Genomic DNA, 13,656 nt, shown 5'->3' with positions numbered 1-13,656 from the left:
CGTAGGGTGGGCACTCCGTGCCCACCCTACCTGATACAAAAAAGGCGGCCGAGGCCGCCTTTTTTGTATCATATTTTCAACTTAACCTAGTTTATCGTCCGCCACGCGGTAACGCGGATCTTCGAGCACGTTCACCTCGATCATGTCCTTCGCCTTGTCCAGCAGCTCGCGGCAGTCCGGGCTCAGGTGGCGCAGGTGCAGGCGCTTGCCCAGCGCGCGGTATTTCTCGGCCAGCGCGTCGATGGCCTGGATCGCCGAGTGGTCGACCACGCGCGCGTTGCGGAACTCGACCACCACATCCTGCGGATCGTCCTTGGGCGCGAACAGCTCGTTGAAGTTGGCGATCGAGGCGAAGAACAGCGTGCCCTGCAGCTCGTAGACCTTCCAGCCCTGGGCGTCGACGCTCGTCTTCACCGCGATCTGCTTCGCATGCTGCCAGGCGAACACCAGCGCCGAGACGACCACGCCCACCAGCACCGCCACCGCCAAATCAAAAATCAGCGTGATCGCCGCCACCAGCACCACCACGACCGTGTCGGCGCGCGGTACCTTGCCGATCATGCGGAAGGTGCCCCACTCGAAGGTCTTCTCGCAGACCACGAACATCACGCCGATCAGCGCCGCCAGCGGGATCTGCTCGATCCAGCTCGAACCGAACAGGATGAAGGACAGCAGGAACAGCGAGGCCGAAATGCCCGACAGGCGGCCGTAGGCGCCGTTGTTCACGTTGATCATGCTCTGGCCGATCATCGCGCAGCCGCCCATCCCGCCAAAGAAGGCGGTGACGACGTTGGCCGCGCCTTGCGCCATGCACTCGCGGTTCGGCTGGCCGCGCGTCTCGGTGATCTCGTCGACGAGGGTGAGCGTGAGCAGCGACTCGATCAGGCCCACGCCCGCCAGCACCAGCGAATACGGGAACACGATTTTCAGGGTCTCGAGGTTGAACGGCACGTCGGGCACGGCGAACGCCGGCAGGCCGCCGCCGATCGAGCCCAGGTCGCCGACGGTCTTCGATTCGATGCCCAGCAGCGCCGCGCCGAGCGTAACCACCAGGATGCCGACCAGGGTCGCCGGCACCGCCTTCGTGATGCGCGGCGTGACGTAGATGACGGCCATGGTCGCGGCCACCAGGCCGAGCATGGTGAACAGCTGGGCGCCCTGCATCCACTGCCCGCCGACCTTGAAGTGCCCGAACTGGGCGATGAAGATCACCAGCGCCAGGCCGTTCACGAAGCCGAGCATGACCGGATACGGCACCATGCGGATGAATTTACCGAGGCGCGCGGCGGCGAACAGCATCTGCAGGATGCCCATCAGGACGATCGCGGCGAACAGGTACTGCACGCCATGCTCGACCACCAGCGCCACCATCACCACGGCCAGCGCGCCGGCGGCGCCCGAGATCATCCCGGGCCGGCCGCCGAAGGCCGAGGTAATGAAGGACACCAGCACCGCGGCGTACAGGCCGGTGAGGGGCGAGACATGGGCGACCAGCGCAAAGGCGATCGCTTCGGGAACCAGGGCCAGGGCGACGGTCAGGCCGCTGAGCAGGTTGGTTTTGAGGTAGGCAGGTAGGTGGGAATGTGAAGCGGACTGCAAGATGAGACTCCAGCAAAAGGCGCAAGCGCTTGAAAAACGAAATCCCCCGAAGCGGCGTCAGGCCGGCTTCGGGGGATCGATTGATTCGGTAACGAATTATATGTCGGGAGCGTCCCGTAGGGTGGGCACCCTGTGCCCACCCTACGAGAGCCGCCGCTAGCTTACTTGCTCACCACCAGCTGCGACGGCAGGCTCGCCAGATAGGCGCCGATGTCGATCATGTCCTGGTTCGACAGCGGCTTCGCGAAGCCCGCCATGATCGGGTTGCTGCGGCCGTTGGTCTGGTCGCCGCCGCGTTTATACGCGTTCAGGGCGTGCGCGATGTAGTCGGCGTGCTGGCCGGCCAGCTTCGGATAGCTCGGGTCGATCGGCTTGTTGAAGTCGGCGCCGTGGCAGGAAGCGCAGTTGTATTTCTTGACCAGCTCTTCGCCGCGCTTGACGTCCGCGGCGGCTGCGCTGAAGGAAACGGCGCCGAGGGCCAGCGCGATGATCAGTTTTTTCATGGCGGCTGTCCTCACTTGCGGTTCTGGGCGGTCTGCTGCGAATAGTAGGCGGCAACGTCGGCGATGTCCTGGTCGGACAGGCTGGCGGCGATGCCGCGCATCGACGGATGCTTGCGCTCGCCCTTCTTGTACGCATGCAGCGCGGCTTCGATGTACTTGGCCGACTGACCACCGATCATCGGCACCTGGTAGACCTCGGGGAAGGCGGACTTGTAGCCGGGAATACCGTGACAGCCGATGCACATTTCGATCTTGGCTGGCGCGGCCTTCGGGTTGCCGACGACGTCCGCAGCCGACGCAGCGCCGGCGCAAGCGCCCAGGGCGAGTACAGCTAAAAGTTTTTTCATGGTGGGAATCGCAAAAGTTGTAATCGAATACCGCTACCGCACAAAAACCGCTACCGCAAAACATTAGCAAAAGTACCAACCGTCCGATTCTAGCCCAACAAAAGATTGCAGTCTACCAACGTCGTGCGCCCTCCCGGCGCGCCCGCACTGCCTGCCAGGTTCTGGCATATACTCAAGATTTCCTCTTTCACCAAAGACGCCCATGCAAGCCCAAGCCCGCTTCGAAGGAACCGACAGCTACGTCGCCACCGATGACCTGAAACTGGCCGTGAACGCCGCCCTGACGCTGGCGCGCCCGCTCCTGATCAAGGGCGAGCCGGGAACCGGCAAGACCATGCTGGCCGAGGAAGTCGCGGCCGCCCTGAACATGCCGCTGCTGCAATGGCACGTCAAATCCACTACCAAGGCCCAGCAGGGCCTGTACGAGTACGACGCCGTCTCGCGCCTGCGCGACTCGCAACTGGGCGACGAGCGCGTGCGCGACATCCACAACTACATCGTCAAGGGTGTGCTGTGGCAGGCCTTCACCTCGCCCGAGCCGGTGGTGCTGCTGATCGACGAGATCGACAAGGCCGACATCGAATTCCCGAACGACCTGCTGCGCGAGCTGGACCGCATGGAGTTCTACGTCTACGAGACGCGCGAGATGGTGGTGGCCAAGCACCGCCCGCTGGTGATCATCACCTCGAACAACGAGAAGGAACTGCCGGACGCCTTCCTGCGCCGCTGCTTCTTCCACTACATCAAATTCCCGGACCGCGACACGATGGCCGACATCGTCAAGGTCCACTTCCCGCGCCTGAAACAGGACCTGCTGGCCGCCGCGCTGCAAAGCTTCTACGAAGTGCGCGACGTCCCCGGCATCAAGAAGAAGCCGTCGACCTCGGAATTCCTCGACTGGCTGAAACTGCTGATGGCCGAGGACATCCCGGCCGAAGCCCTGCATAGTAAAGATGCGAAAACCGTGGTGCCGCCGCTGCACGGCGCCTTGCTCAAGAACGAGCAGGACGTGCACCTGTTCGAGCGCCTGGTCTACATGTCGAGGACCAACCGATGATCCGTCCCGAGCCGACCGCGCTCGAATTCAACGGCGTGCGGCTGGAACCCTTGAGCCTGGAGCACGTCGACGGCCTGCGGCTTGCTGCGGCCGATGGCGAACTGTGGAAGCTGCGCGTGACCTCGGTGCCCGAACCGCACCGCACGCAAGCCTATGTCCACGCCGCGCTCGAGACGCCGAGCCGCCTCGCTTTCGCGGTGTGCGACGCCTCGACCGGCCGGATACTCGGCAGCACCAGCTACCACGACATCGTGCCGGACATTGGCCGCGTCGAGATCGGCTACACCTGGTATGCGAGAAGCGTCCAGCGCAGCCACGTGAACACCAGCTGCAAGCTGCTGCTCCTGTCGCATGCCTTCGACACGCTCGGCTGCGCCGTGGTCGGCCTGCGCACCGATAACTTCAACCATGCTTCGCAGGCCGCCATCGAACGCCTGGGCGCGAAAAAGGATGGCGTGATTCGCCACCACGGCCTGCGCCGCGACGGCACCGTGCGCGACACCGTCATCTACAGCATCGTGCGCGGCGAATGGCCGGAGATCAAGGCGCACCTGCACGACCGACTGAACCGGCACGCCGGATAACCGTATGCTGATCGACTTCTTTTTCGCGCTGCGCAACGCCAAGGTCCCGGTCTCGATCAAGGAATTCCTGACCCTGCTCGAGGCCCTGGAAAAAAGCGTCATCGCCCCCTCGCTCGACGAGTTTTATTACCTGGCGCGCCTGACCCTGGTGAAGGACGAAGCCCACTTCGACAAGTTCGACCGCGCCTTCGGCGCCTACTTCAAGGGCATCGAGGCCGTGTTCGACACGACCAAGGGCGAGATCCCGCTCGACTGGCTGATCAAGCGCATGGAGCGCGAGCTCACGCCCGAGCAGAAGGCGGCGCTGGAAAAATTCGGCTACGACAAGCTGATGGACCGCCTCAACGAACTGCTGAAGGAGCAGAAGGAGCGCCACGAAGGCGGGAATAAATGGATCGGCACCGGCGGCACCTCGCCCTTCGGCCACGGCGGCACCAACCCGGAAGGCGTGCGCATCGGCGGCCAGGGCCGCAACCGCACGGCGGTGAAGGTCTGGGACCAGCGCTCGTACAAGGACTACGACGACGAGCGCGAACTGGGCACGCGCAACATCAAGGTCGCGCTGCGCCGCCTGCGCCGCTTCGCGCGCCATGGCGCGCTCGATGAACTGGCACTGGACGACACCATCCGCGCCACGGCCAGCAACGCCGGCTACCTCGACATCCGCATGCAGCCCGAGCGCAAGAACCGCATCAAGGTGGTGATGCTGCTGGATGTGGGCGGCACCATGGACGACCACATCGAGCGCACCGAGGAACTGTTCTCGGCGGCGAAGAGCGAATTCAAGAACATGGAGTTCTACTACTTCCACAACTGCGTCTACGACTACCTGTGGAAGAACAACCGGCGCCGCCACGCGGAGCGCTTCCCGACCTGGGACGTGCTGCGCAAGTACCCGCCCGACACCCGCATCATTTTCGTCGGCGACGCCACCATGAGCCCCTACGAGATCATGGCCCCGGGCGGCTCGGTCGAGTACAACAACGAAGAAGCCGGCGCCGAATGGCTGGCGCGCTTCTGCAACGCCTTCCCCAAATTCGCCTGGCTCAATCCCGAGCCGGAAAGCCTGTGGCAGTACCGCCAGTCGATCACGATCATCCGCCAGATCATGAACAACCGCATGTTCCCGGTCACGCTCGAAGGGCTGGAGCGGGCGATGCGGCTGCTGAGCAAGTAAGCTTTATCAAGCCTCGGCAAGGATAGCCGCCGCTTGAATCACGGTGGCCGGAACGTAGGGTGGGCACGGAGTGCCCACGCGGAAGCATGCACAGCGTCAGCGCTATTCAAACCCGAACCGTCGCGCTCCTGCGGCGGCGTCCCGGGTGCACCGCGAACGCGTGACCACATCGCCACCGTCTCGGCCGCGTTCATGCGCCGACACCGTGCAAGCTTCCGCGTGGGCACGGGGTGCCCACCCTACTGTCACCGCTAACTCATCCTCGCACGCGCAGCGCATTGCGCACCACGTACAGCCCCACCACATCGATCACCACGTGCACCAGCACCGCCGCCAGCAGGCCGACGTACTGGTAGATAAAGCCCAGCGCCACGCTGGCGCCGAACACACCGGCCGCCTGCACCAGGGTCGCGCGGTCGAGCTTGCGGAACTGGTATACCGGCGTATGCGTCAGCAGGAAGACGATCGAGGTGATCCAGACGCCGAGCAGCGGCTGCAGCGCGGCGCGGAACAGCAGCTCCTCGCCGACCGCGGCCGCCAGGCTGACCCAGACCGGATTCAGGCCGCTCAAATCCAGCCGCGAATAGGCCGCGATCGTCTTGTGCGTCGCATCCGATTTCGCGGTCAGGCGAAAGCTCACATACGAGCCGATCGCCGCCAGCGCCGACAACGCGAGGCCGAACAGGAACTGGTTGCCGGCACTCATCGGGCCGGTCAGGACCGACAGCGGTTCGTCCTGCGCCACGAGGATAATCAGGGCGGCCAGAATGCAGAAAACAACGCAGGTGAGAAGCTGGGCGGTCAGGCGGATCGGCGGACGGACTTGGGACTGGATGGGCGGTTGGGAAGACATGTTGGGCGAGAAGTCAACGCGTGGTTGACGGATGAGAAATAGGCGGCGCTCGGGCCGGATGACAGTCTGGTGAAGACAATGCCCGCCATTCTAGCCAGCAGCAGGGCCGATGACAACGAAGGCAGCCGCCCACGGCCGCCGTCGCGTCTCGCCGTTGCGTCTCGCCGTCGCGTCTGTTGGTGCGAGCACGGACGCCATCGCTGCAAACATTAATATCAAGACAAGCCGCAGCACCCTGGCGACCCCAATCGTGCGCGCGGCGCCTGCTTGTAATATTTACAAAACCGTCCACCCTTCCCTTTCCAGGAGATTGCATGCCCGACCTGCTGACTATCCTGACCAGCCTCGCATGGCCCTTCGCCATTGCCATCGCCTGGATAGCCGGGGAATTCGGCCAGCGTTTCACGGGCTTGCCACGCATCAGTTTCTACGGAGTGGTCGGCTTCGCGCTGGCCGGTCCCCAGCTCGGCGTCCTGCCGGCGCCCGACGCCGGCCCGATACCGATGCTGGCCGATGTCGCCTTCGGCCTGATCCTGTTCGAACTGGGCTACCGCATCAACCTGCGCTGGCTGCGCGCCAATCCCTGGATCGGCGTTGCCGGCCTGGTCGAATCGATCGCCACCTTCCTCGCCGTCTACCTGATCGCGCTTGCCTTCGGCACGCCGCAACTGACCGCGCTGATGCTGGCCTCGCTGGCCATGGCCACCTCGCCCGCCACCGTGGTGCGCGTCATCAACGAGCAGCGCAGTTCCGGCCAGGTGACCGAGCGCGTGCTGCACCTGTCGGCGCAGAACTGCGTGCTGGCGGTGTTCGCCTTTAACGCCGTGGTCGGCTTCTGGATCTTCCGCACCTTCGAGGACCTGGGCGACGCACTCCTGAACAGCCTGGTCATGCTGGCGATCTCGGCCTTGAGCGGCGCCGTGTTCGGCCTGGTCGTGCCGGCGCTGCTGCGTGCGATCGGCAATCCACGCCACGACGCCACCGTCGCCTTTGCGATCGCGGTGATCCTGCTGGTGGCGATTTCCTATGCCGGCGGGCTGTCTCCGGTGGTCGCCACCCTGGCCTTCGGCCTGGTCGCGCGCCACCGCCGCGTCGCCTTCAGCCAGGCCCAGCGCAACTTCGGCGCGCTCGGCGAACTGCTCACCATCCTGCTGTTCGTGTTCGCGGCCTCGACCCTCGACTGGCAGGAGGTCGTGGCCGGCGCCACGCTGGCCGTGGTGCTGGTGCTGGCGCGCCTGCTGACCAAGACCGCCGGCGTCACCGCCTTTGCCCACCTGTCGGGCATTTCCTGGCGCAAGGGCTTCCTCGCCGGGGTGGCGCTGGCGCCGCTGTCGGTGTTCGTCATCCTGCTGCTGGAACACGCGCGCCTGGCCGGGGTGGCCATCGTGGACGAACTGCGCGCGGTGGCGGCGGTGACGATGCTGCTCGAAGTGTTCGGCCCCATCATCATCCAGCGCGCCCTGGTCTGGGCGCACGAAGCGCCGGAGATCCGCCATGCCGCTTGAACCCTTTGCCCAATCGACGCCGCTCACCTTCGGGGTCGAGCTCGAATTGCAGCTCGTCAGCCTGTCCGACTTCGACCTGACGGCGGCCAGCCCGGACCTGCTGCACCTGCTGTCCCGAAAGCCCTTCCCCGGCAACGTCACGCCGGAGATCACCGAGAGCATGATCGAGATTAATTCGAGCGTGCATTCGGAATACGGTCCGCTGCTGGCCGAACTGCTGGAGATCCGCGACACCCTGGTTGCCGCCGGCGACACGCTCAATATCGGCATCGCCGGCGGCGGCACCCATCCGTTCCAGCACTGGTCGGAACAGAAGATCTTCGCCAAGCCGCGCTTCGAGCACCTGTCCTCGCTGTACGGCTACCTGGCCAAGCAGTTCACCGTGTTCGGCCAGCACGTGCACATCGGCTGCGGCAACGGCGACAACGCCATGTATTTGCTGCATGCCCTTAACCGCTACATCCCGCACTTCATTGCGCTGTCGGCTTCGTCGCCTTTCGTGCAGGGCCACGACAGCCTGTTCGATTCGGCCCGGCTGAATTCCGTGTTCGCCTTCCCGATGAGCGGGCGCGCGCCCTTCACCCTGAGCTGGAGCGATTTCGAGACCGCTTATTTCGGCAAGATGGAACGCACCGGCATCATCAAGAGCATGAAGGATTTTTACTGGGACCTGAGGCCGAAACCGGAATACGGCACCATCGAACTGCGCGTCTGCGACACCCCGCTGACGGTGCAGCGCGCAGCTGCCCTGGCGGCCTACTTGCAGGCGCTGTGCAGCTACCTGCTGCAGCGGACCGAGGAACCGCCTGTCGAGGACGACTACCTCGTCTACAACTACAACCGCTTCCAGGCCTGCCGCTTCGGCCTGGACGGCGCGATCACCCACCCCAAGACCTACGAGACGGTGTCGCTGCGCGAGGACATCCTCACCACCCTGCGCAAGATGGAGCCGCACGCCGAGAAGCTGGGCAGCATCGACGCCCTGCAGCACCTTGCCACGGCGGCCGCCGGCGGCAGCGACGCCACCCTGCTGCGCCAGCAGTACGAACGCGAAGGCAGCGTCGAGGCGATCGTGCATGCGGCGATCAACTGGTTCCGGGGCGAGCGGCGGTTCTGGCGGCGCTGATCTTCCCTCGATGATCGGTTTCGTGATCGGGCGCGATGATCTTGCGGCCAACGATCGACGCGTGGGCGGCGCAAGCGGTGCGGATAATCATCGGTCACGGGTGGAGCCGACCACCCTACGCCGCGGTTCAGGCCGGATTGGCGCCGAGGCGGCCGCCGCGCATGATGCGCTCCAGGAAGCCGGGTTTCGCTGTCGGGCGCGGCATGCCGTCGTCGACCATGCCGGCCCACTTCTCGCACAATTGCTCGCAGGTGGCGCGCAGCACCGGATCGAGTTCGGGCAGGCGCGCCAGCGCGCACAGGTGGCGCTCGATGACCGAGGCCAGGCGCACACAGGGGCGGTCGTTGTCGTCGCGTGCGGTGTAGTGCGACATCAGGTGCAGCAGCGACGCGATCATCACCGCGTCCTGGTGGCGCATGTCCTGCGCCGACGGCATGGCGTACTCGTTCGGTTTTTCTTGCATGGCAGCCCTTTCCTTGGACAGTGATTGTCGATTCAATTGAATGAGAATCATTCTCATTCAATGGTAATCAAGGGATGGATGGGATGCAAGCGATTTCGCAAGCGTGCGTGCGTATGGGTTTGGCGGATACGGTGGCGTGATGCGTAGCGTGAGACAGCGTGGACACAGGTGTCCACCTACAAGAGCGGGGTGTCGTAGGGTGGACTCCCGAGTCCACGCTGTCTCACCGCTCGAATACCGGCGCCGCTGCTACAACCTGGTTTCGCGCGCCGCCCGCAAGAATTCGTCCAGCACCGGCGTGCAATCGAGCAAATCCGTCCCGCCCGCACGGTGGAACTCCGGATGCCACTGCAGCCCCATGACGAAATCGGCGCGGTCGTAGCGGATCGCCTCGACCACGCCGTCCGGGTAGGACACCGCCTCGATGCGGATGTCGCGCCCGAGTTCCTTGACCGCCTGGTGGTGGATCGAGTTCACGGTCGGCCGCTGCGCCTTGGGGAACATGCGCGCGAGCGAAGAGCCCGGCGGGAATTCGATCGCATGGCGGTGGGCGTCGTAGTCGGTGTGCACGTGGGCCAGCGCCTCCGGCAGGTTGGTCGCCACGTCCTGGTACAGCGTGCCGCCGAAGGCGACGTTGATCAGCTGGCAGCCTCGGCAAACGCCCAGCACGGGTTTGCCGGCCTCGACGAATTCATGCAGCAGTTCGAGCTCGTAGAGGTCGCGTGCGCGGTCGCCGCTCCACTCGGGGCGGGTCGGGGTCTCGGAATAGGTTTGCGGCGACACGTCGGCCCCGCCCTGCAGCACCAGGCCGTCGAGGTGGCGCGCATAGTGGCGCAGCGTGATGTTGCTGGGGTGGAGCAGTCCATTGGTGTTCACCGTCGGGATCATGAACACCAGCACGTCGCGCGACATCACCCACTGCGCGATCGACTCTTCCAGGTATTGCAGGTTCTTGCTGCGCAGGCCGGTTGCGCCCGGTTCGGGGTGGAAGATGCGGGCCGACACGCCGATGCGCAGGGTACGGCGCATGAAGTCGCGGCTGAAGCGGTCGCGCAGGTTGCGCCAGCGCGAAGACAGCACCCGTCCGGCCAGCGCAAATGGCGTATCGCCCGGACGCTGGTAGCGCGGCGGGCCATCGGCGGAGCGGCGGTCGGGAACACGTTCGGGGGCGTCGGCGCGGGTTTCCAGCGGTGGGCCGGGAGCCTCGCCACCCTGTTGTTGATGATCGTCTGCCATGACTTCAATATAGCCGCGCCATGGCAGCGCACGATTCGAAGTTGTAACAAAATCACACAGCTGTGCGCGTACCGCCTCAGGCGGGCATCGAGGTCAGCCGTGCGAGGATCGCCACCAGGCTACGGTCCGCCACCGGCTTGTCGAGCAGGCCGCGCACGCCGGCCGAATGCGCGCGCTCGGTGTCGTAGGGGAAGGCCCGGCCGACCAGGAACACGACGGCCGTGCGCCCCGCGCCTTCCTGGGCCTTGATTGCGCTGCACAGCGCGTAGGGATCGATGCCGGGAGTCGAGGTATTGATCATCGCCACCCCGACCTGGGTTTCGTCGCACAGGCGTACCGCGGTCGCTGCGCTGTCGGTCCAGGCAATGGCCAGCCGGCGTTCGCCGACCAGGCGCGCCATGTGGTCGCGGAAGGCGCCTTCCTTGTCGACGATCAGGACCTTGTCCGGCCGCGGCGGCTGGCGCAGCGCCTCGCCATCGACGCCGAGCGTGTCGTCGGCCAGGCGCTGGCGGCGCCGGCGTTCCGGCAGGGGCGGTTCGCCACGTGCGCACAGCAATTCGAGCGCGCGGCGGCGCTCGGCGACCAGGTGGGCAAGCGTCGTATGGAAGGTGGCGGCATCGAAGGGACGGGCGAGCCGCGCCAGGCCATGGTCGGCGCCGCCCACCTGCAGCGCGAGCGGCATGCTGCGCATGCTGCCCAGGCGCAGCAGCGCGGCCGGATTCTCGCCGTCGACCAGGTAGAGGTCGGGTTCCTGCAGGCTGTCGTCATGCAGGCGGACGTAGCACGGCCCTGCCCGCGGCGCCGCAGCCAGCATGGCGGCAATGCGTTCAGATTCGCCTTGGTCGAAGCCGAGCAGGCGTACGGCAGTTGGAATCTTCTGTACAGACATGATGATCGACCCGGGACGCGCGACTTCCGGGCTCCCATTGTTGTGCGTTCAGCTACGTGGCGCATCCCAAACCTTGCATTGAATACTGTACGCATGTACAGTACCAGTCTGGCCGATGTCTCCCATTCGGCGGTTTCCAGGGCCGCCCCGACGTAGCAAGCATGGGTATCAATCTAGTCACGTTCGAGTGCGTTGACAAGAACAATCGGTCACGCCATTCCTGCTTTTTCCTTCCGACAAGATATAGAATGCGCAGGCATTCGAAAAAACACTGATCAGCATGGCCACCAAGAAAACCGCAACCGATTACAGCGAATCATCCATCCGGGTCCTGAAAGGACTCGAACCCGTGAAGCAGCGCCCGGGCATGTACACCCGCACGGAGAACCCGCTGCACATCATCCAGGAAGTGATCGACAATGCCTCCGACGAGGCGCTGGGCGGCCACTGCAAGAACATCGGCGTGACGATCAATACCGACGGCTCGATCACCGTCGAGGACGACGGCCGCGGCATCCCGGTCGGCCTGCACCCGGAAGAAGGCGTCTCCACCGTCGAGATCGTGTTCACCCGCCTGCACGCCGGCGGCAAGTTCGACAAGGGTTCGGGCGGCGCCTATGCCTTCTCGGGCGGCCTGCACGGGGTCGGCGTCTCGGTCACCAACGCGCTCTCGAAGCGCCTCGAAATCACCGTCTGGCGCAAGACCGAAGACGGCAACGGCGTGCACAACCTGGTGTTCGCCGACGGCGAAGTCATCGAGCCCCTCACCTCCGCGCCGTTCGAGCGCGGCGGCAAGAAGAACGGCACCCGCGTCACCGCCTGGCCGGACGGCAAATATTTTGACTCGCCGAACATCCCGATGACGGAACTGCAGCGCCTGCTGCGCTCAAAAGCCGTGCTGCTGCCGGGCGTGACCGTCACCCTCACCAACGCCAAGACCGGCGACGTCCAGACCTGGCGCTACGACGAAGGCCTGCGCGGCTATCTCACCGAAGCCCTGGCCTCGAGCTCGAATGGCGAAACCCTGATCCCGCTGTTCGAAGGCGCGCAGTACGCCGCCGCCGGCGACGAAGGTTTCGCCGAAGGCGAAGGCGCGGCCTGGGTAGTCGCCTGGACCGAGGAAGGCGCGATCGTGCGCGAGTCCTACGTCAACCTGATCCCGACCCCGAGCGGCGGCACCCACGAGTCCGGCCTGCGCGACGGCCTGTTCGGCGCCGTGAAAGGCTTCGTGGAACTGCATGGCCTGCTGCCGAAGGGCGTCAAGCTGCTGCCGGAAGACGTGTTCGCGCGCGTCTCGTTCGTGCTGTCCGCAAAAGTGCTGGACCCGCAGTTCCAGGGCCAGACCAAGGAGCGCCTGAACTCGCGCGACGCCGTGAAACTCGTCTCGACCTTCACCAAGCCGCCGCTGGAATTGTGGCTGAACCAGCACGTCGAATACGGCAAGAAGCTGGCCGACCTGGTGATCAAGCAGGCGCAGTCGCGCATGCGTTCGCTGCAGAAGGTCGAGAAGAAGAAGTCCTCGGGCGTGGCCGTGTTGCCGGGCAAGCTGACCGACTGCGAATCCTCGGACATCACCCGCAACGAACTCTTCCTGGTCGAGGGCGACTCGGCGGGCGGTTCGGCCAAGATGGGCCGCGACAAGGAATTCCAGGCCATCCTGCCGCTGCGCGGCAAGGTCCTGAACACCTGGGAAACCGACCGCGACCGCCTGTTCGCGAACAACGAAATCCACGACATTTCCGTGGCGATCGGCGTCGATCCGCACTCGCACGGCGATTCGCCGGATCTCACCGGTCTGCGCTACGGCAAGATCTGCATCCTGTCCGACGCGGACGTGGACGGCTCGCACATCCAGGTCCTGCTGCTGACCCTGTTCTTCAAGCACTTCCCGGCGCTCTTCAAGCACGGCCACATCTGCGTGGCGCGTCCGCCGCTGTATCGCGTCGACGTGCCGGCGCGCGGCAAGAAGCCGCTGCAGAAGCTGTATGCGCTGGACGACGGCGAACTGCTGGCGATCGAGGACAAGCTCAAGAAGGAAGGCCTGAAGGAAGGTTCCTGGAGCATCTCCCGCTTCAAGGGCCTGGGCGAGATGAATGCCGAGCAGCTCTGGGAAACCACCATGAACCCGGACACGCGCCGCCTGCTGCCGGTGTCGCTGGGCGACTTCGACCACGGCGAATCCTCGGCCCGTTTCAACATGCTGATGGGCAAGGGCGAAGCGGCCGCCCGCCGCGCATGGATCGAGGAACACGGTAACGAGACGGAAGCGGATATTTGATGGCCTTCGGGGTGTTTTGAGGCACGAAAGACCGCGTGG

General features: G+C 65.0%; 13 protein-coding genes. 6 read left to right on the top strand and 7 right to left on the bottom strand.

From position 1 onward, the window contains the following. Positions 1–81 precede the first annotated feature (81 nt). The 3 genes from ACSUZJ_RS04085 to ACSUZJ_RS04075 all read right to left on the bottom strand — a co-directional run bounded on the left by ACSUZJ_RS04085 (position 82) and on the right by ACSUZJ_RS04075 (position 2,449). Complete coding sequence (locus tag ACSUZJ_RS04085; protein ID WP_499416426.1) at positions 82–1,602, bottom strand: SulP family inorganic anion transporter; 1,521 nt, start codon at positions 1,600–1,602, stop codon at positions 82–84. 158 nt (positions 1,603–1,760) lie between these two features. Further along, positions 1,761–2,102 (bottom strand): c-type cytochrome, encoded by a 342-nt coding sequence (locus tag ACSUZJ_RS04080; protein WP_499413548.1) that lies wholly within the window; start codon positions 2,100–2,102, stop codon positions 1,761–1,763. Between the two features lie 11 nt (positions 2,103–2,113). Further along, positions 2,114–2,449, bottom strand: coding sequence for a c-type cytochrome (locus ACSUZJ_RS04075; RefSeq protein ID WP_499413546.1), 336 nt, complete (start codon positions 2,447–2,449; stop codon positions 2,114–2,116). Between the two features lie 202 nt (positions 2,450–2,651). Here ACSUZJ_RS04075 and ACSUZJ_RS04070 point away from each other — a divergent pair, with 202 nt between their 5' ends. From ACSUZJ_RS04070 to ACSUZJ_RS04060, 3 genes are read left to right on the top strand one after another with little or no spacing between them, the layout of a single operon-like run. Beyond that, entirely contained in the window at positions 2,652–3,506 is an 855-nt protein-coding gene (locus ACSUZJ_RS04070) for an AAA family ATPase (protein ID WP_499413544.1), read from the top strand. Continuing rightward, positions 3,503–4,090, top strand: coding sequence for a GNAT family N-acetyltransferase (locus ACSUZJ_RS04065; protein WP_499413542.1), 588 nt, complete (start codon positions 3,503–3,505; stop codon positions 4,088–4,090). Before ACSUZJ_RS04070 ends, ACSUZJ_RS04065 begins: the two co-directional genes overlap by 4 nt. Positions 4,091–4,094: 4 nt before the next feature. Next, positions 4,095–5,267 carry a vWA domain-containing protein gene (locus ACSUZJ_RS04060; protein WP_499413540.1) on the top strand — a complete coding sequence of 391 codons (1,173 nt, stop codon included), beginning with the start codon at positions 4,095–4,097 and terminating at the stop codon, positions 5,265–5,267. A 256-nt stretch (positions 5,268–5,523) separates the two neighbouring features. Here the strand turns inward: ACSUZJ_RS04060 and ACSUZJ_RS04055 are convergent, their stop codons facing one another. Further along, the gene (locus ACSUZJ_RS04055) at positions 5,524–6,120 is read right to left on the bottom strand and encodes a CPBP family intramembrane glutamic endopeptidase (protein ID WP_499413538.1); all 597 of its coding nucleotides are present in this window, start codon (positions 6,118–6,120) and stop codon (positions 5,524–5,526) included. A 314-nt stretch (positions 6,121–6,434) separates the two neighbouring features. Here ACSUZJ_RS04055 and ACSUZJ_RS04050 point away from each other — a divergent pair, with 314 nt between their 5' ends. Both ACSUZJ_RS04050 and ACSUZJ_RS04045 read left to right on the top strand, forming a co-directional pair. Further along, positions 6,435–7,625, top strand: a complete 1,191-nt coding sequence (locus ACSUZJ_RS04050) for a cation:proton antiporter (protein ID WP_499413536.1) — start codon at positions 6,435–6,437, stop codon at positions 7,623–7,625. Next, complete coding sequence (locus tag ACSUZJ_RS04045; protein WP_499413534.1) at positions 7,615–8,751, top strand: YbdK family carboxylate-amine ligase; 1,137 nt, start codon at positions 7,615–7,617, stop codon at positions 8,749–8,751. The genes ACSUZJ_RS04050 and ACSUZJ_RS04045 overlap by 11 nt, the downstream gene beginning before the upstream one ends. A gap of 127 nt (positions 8,752–8,878) precedes the next feature. Here ACSUZJ_RS04045 and ACSUZJ_RS04040 read toward each other — a convergent pair whose 3' ends face one another. From ACSUZJ_RS04040 to ACSUZJ_RS04030, 3 genes are all read right to left on the bottom strand, one after another. Next, a complete protein-coding gene (locus ACSUZJ_RS04040; RefSeq protein ID WP_499413532.1) occupies positions 8,879–9,214 on the bottom strand; it encodes a hypothetical protein in 336 nt (111 codons plus the stop codon). 249 nt (positions 9,215–9,463) lie between these two features. Then, positions 9,464–10,450 (bottom strand): gamma-glutamyl-gamma-aminobutyrate hydrolase family protein, encoded by a 987-nt coding sequence (locus tag ACSUZJ_RS04035; RefSeq protein WP_499413530.1) that lies wholly within the window; start codon positions 10,448–10,450, stop codon positions 9,464–9,466. Positions 10,451–10,526: 76 nt separating this feature from the next. Continuing rightward, positions 10,527–11,339, bottom strand: coding sequence for a response regulator (locus ACSUZJ_RS04030; RefSeq protein ID WP_499413528.1), 813 nt, complete (start codon positions 11,337–11,339; stop codon positions 10,527–10,529). Positions 11,340–11,619: 280 nt separating this feature from the next. Here ACSUZJ_RS04030 and ACSUZJ_RS04025 point away from each other — a divergent pair, with 280 nt between their 5' ends. Next, a complete protein-coding gene (locus ACSUZJ_RS04025) occupies positions 11,620–13,617 on the top strand; it encodes a DNA topoisomerase IV subunit B (protein ID WP_499413526.1) in 1,998 nt (665 codons plus the stop codon). Positions 13,618–13,656 lie beyond the last annotated feature (39 nt).

Origin of the sequence: Telluria sp. B2, from assembly GCF_051789535.1 — a bacterium.
GTDB lineage: Bacteria > Pseudomonadota > Gammaproteobacteria > Burkholderiales > Burkholderiaceae_D > Telluria.
This window is presented reverse-complemented; position numbering and strand designations above follow the sequence as displayed.

Bases quoted from the DNA above. Each gene is read 5' to 3' on its own strand.
- ACSUZJ_RS04080 (WP_499413548.1), bottom strand. From the start codon at position 2,102: ATGAAAAAACTGATCATCGCGCTGGCCCTCGGCGCCGTTTCCTTCAGC.
- ACSUZJ_RS04075 (WP_499413546.1), bottom strand. From the start codon at position 2,449: ATGAAAAAACTTTTAGCTGTACTCGCCCTGGGCGCTTGCGCCGGCGCT.
- ACSUZJ_RS04070 (WP_499413544.1), top strand. From the start codon at position 2,652: ATGCAAGCCCAAGCCCGCTTCGAAGGAACCGACAGCTACGTCGCCACC.
- ACSUZJ_RS04065 (WP_499413542.1), top strand. From the start codon at position 3,503: ATGATCCGTCCCGAGCCGACCGCGCTCGAATTCAACGGCGTGCGGCTG.
- ACSUZJ_RS04060 (WP_499413540.1), top strand. From the start codon at position 4,095: ATGCTGATCGACTTCTTTTTCGCGCTGCGCAACGCCAAGGTCCCGGTC.
- ACSUZJ_RS04055 (WP_499413538.1), bottom strand. From the start codon at position 6,120: ATGTCTTCCCAACCGCCCATCCAGTCCCAAGTCCGTCCGCCGATCCGC.
- ACSUZJ_RS04050 (WP_499413536.1), top strand. From the start codon at position 6,435: ATGCCCGACCTGCTGACTATCCTGACCAGCCTCGCATGGCCCTTCGCC.
- ACSUZJ_RS04045 (WP_499413534.1), top strand. From the start codon at position 7,615: ATGCCGCTTGAACCCTTTGCCCAATCGACGCCGCTCACCTTCGGGGTC.
- ACSUZJ_RS04040 (WP_499413532.1), bottom strand. From the start codon at position 9,214: ATGCAAGAAAAACCGAACGAGTACGCCATGCCGTCGGCGCAGGACATG.
- ACSUZJ_RS04035 (WP_499413530.1), bottom strand. From the start codon at position 10,450: ATGGCAGACGATCATCAACAACAGGGTGGCGAGGCTCCCGGCCCACCG.
- ACSUZJ_RS04030 (WP_499413528.1), bottom strand. From the start codon at position 11,339: ATGTCTGTACAGAAGATTCCAACTGCCGTACGCCTGCTCGGCTTCGAC.
- ACSUZJ_RS04025 (WP_499413526.1), top strand. From the start codon at position 11,620: ATGGCCACCAAGAAAACCGCAACCGATTACAGCGAATCATCCATCCGG.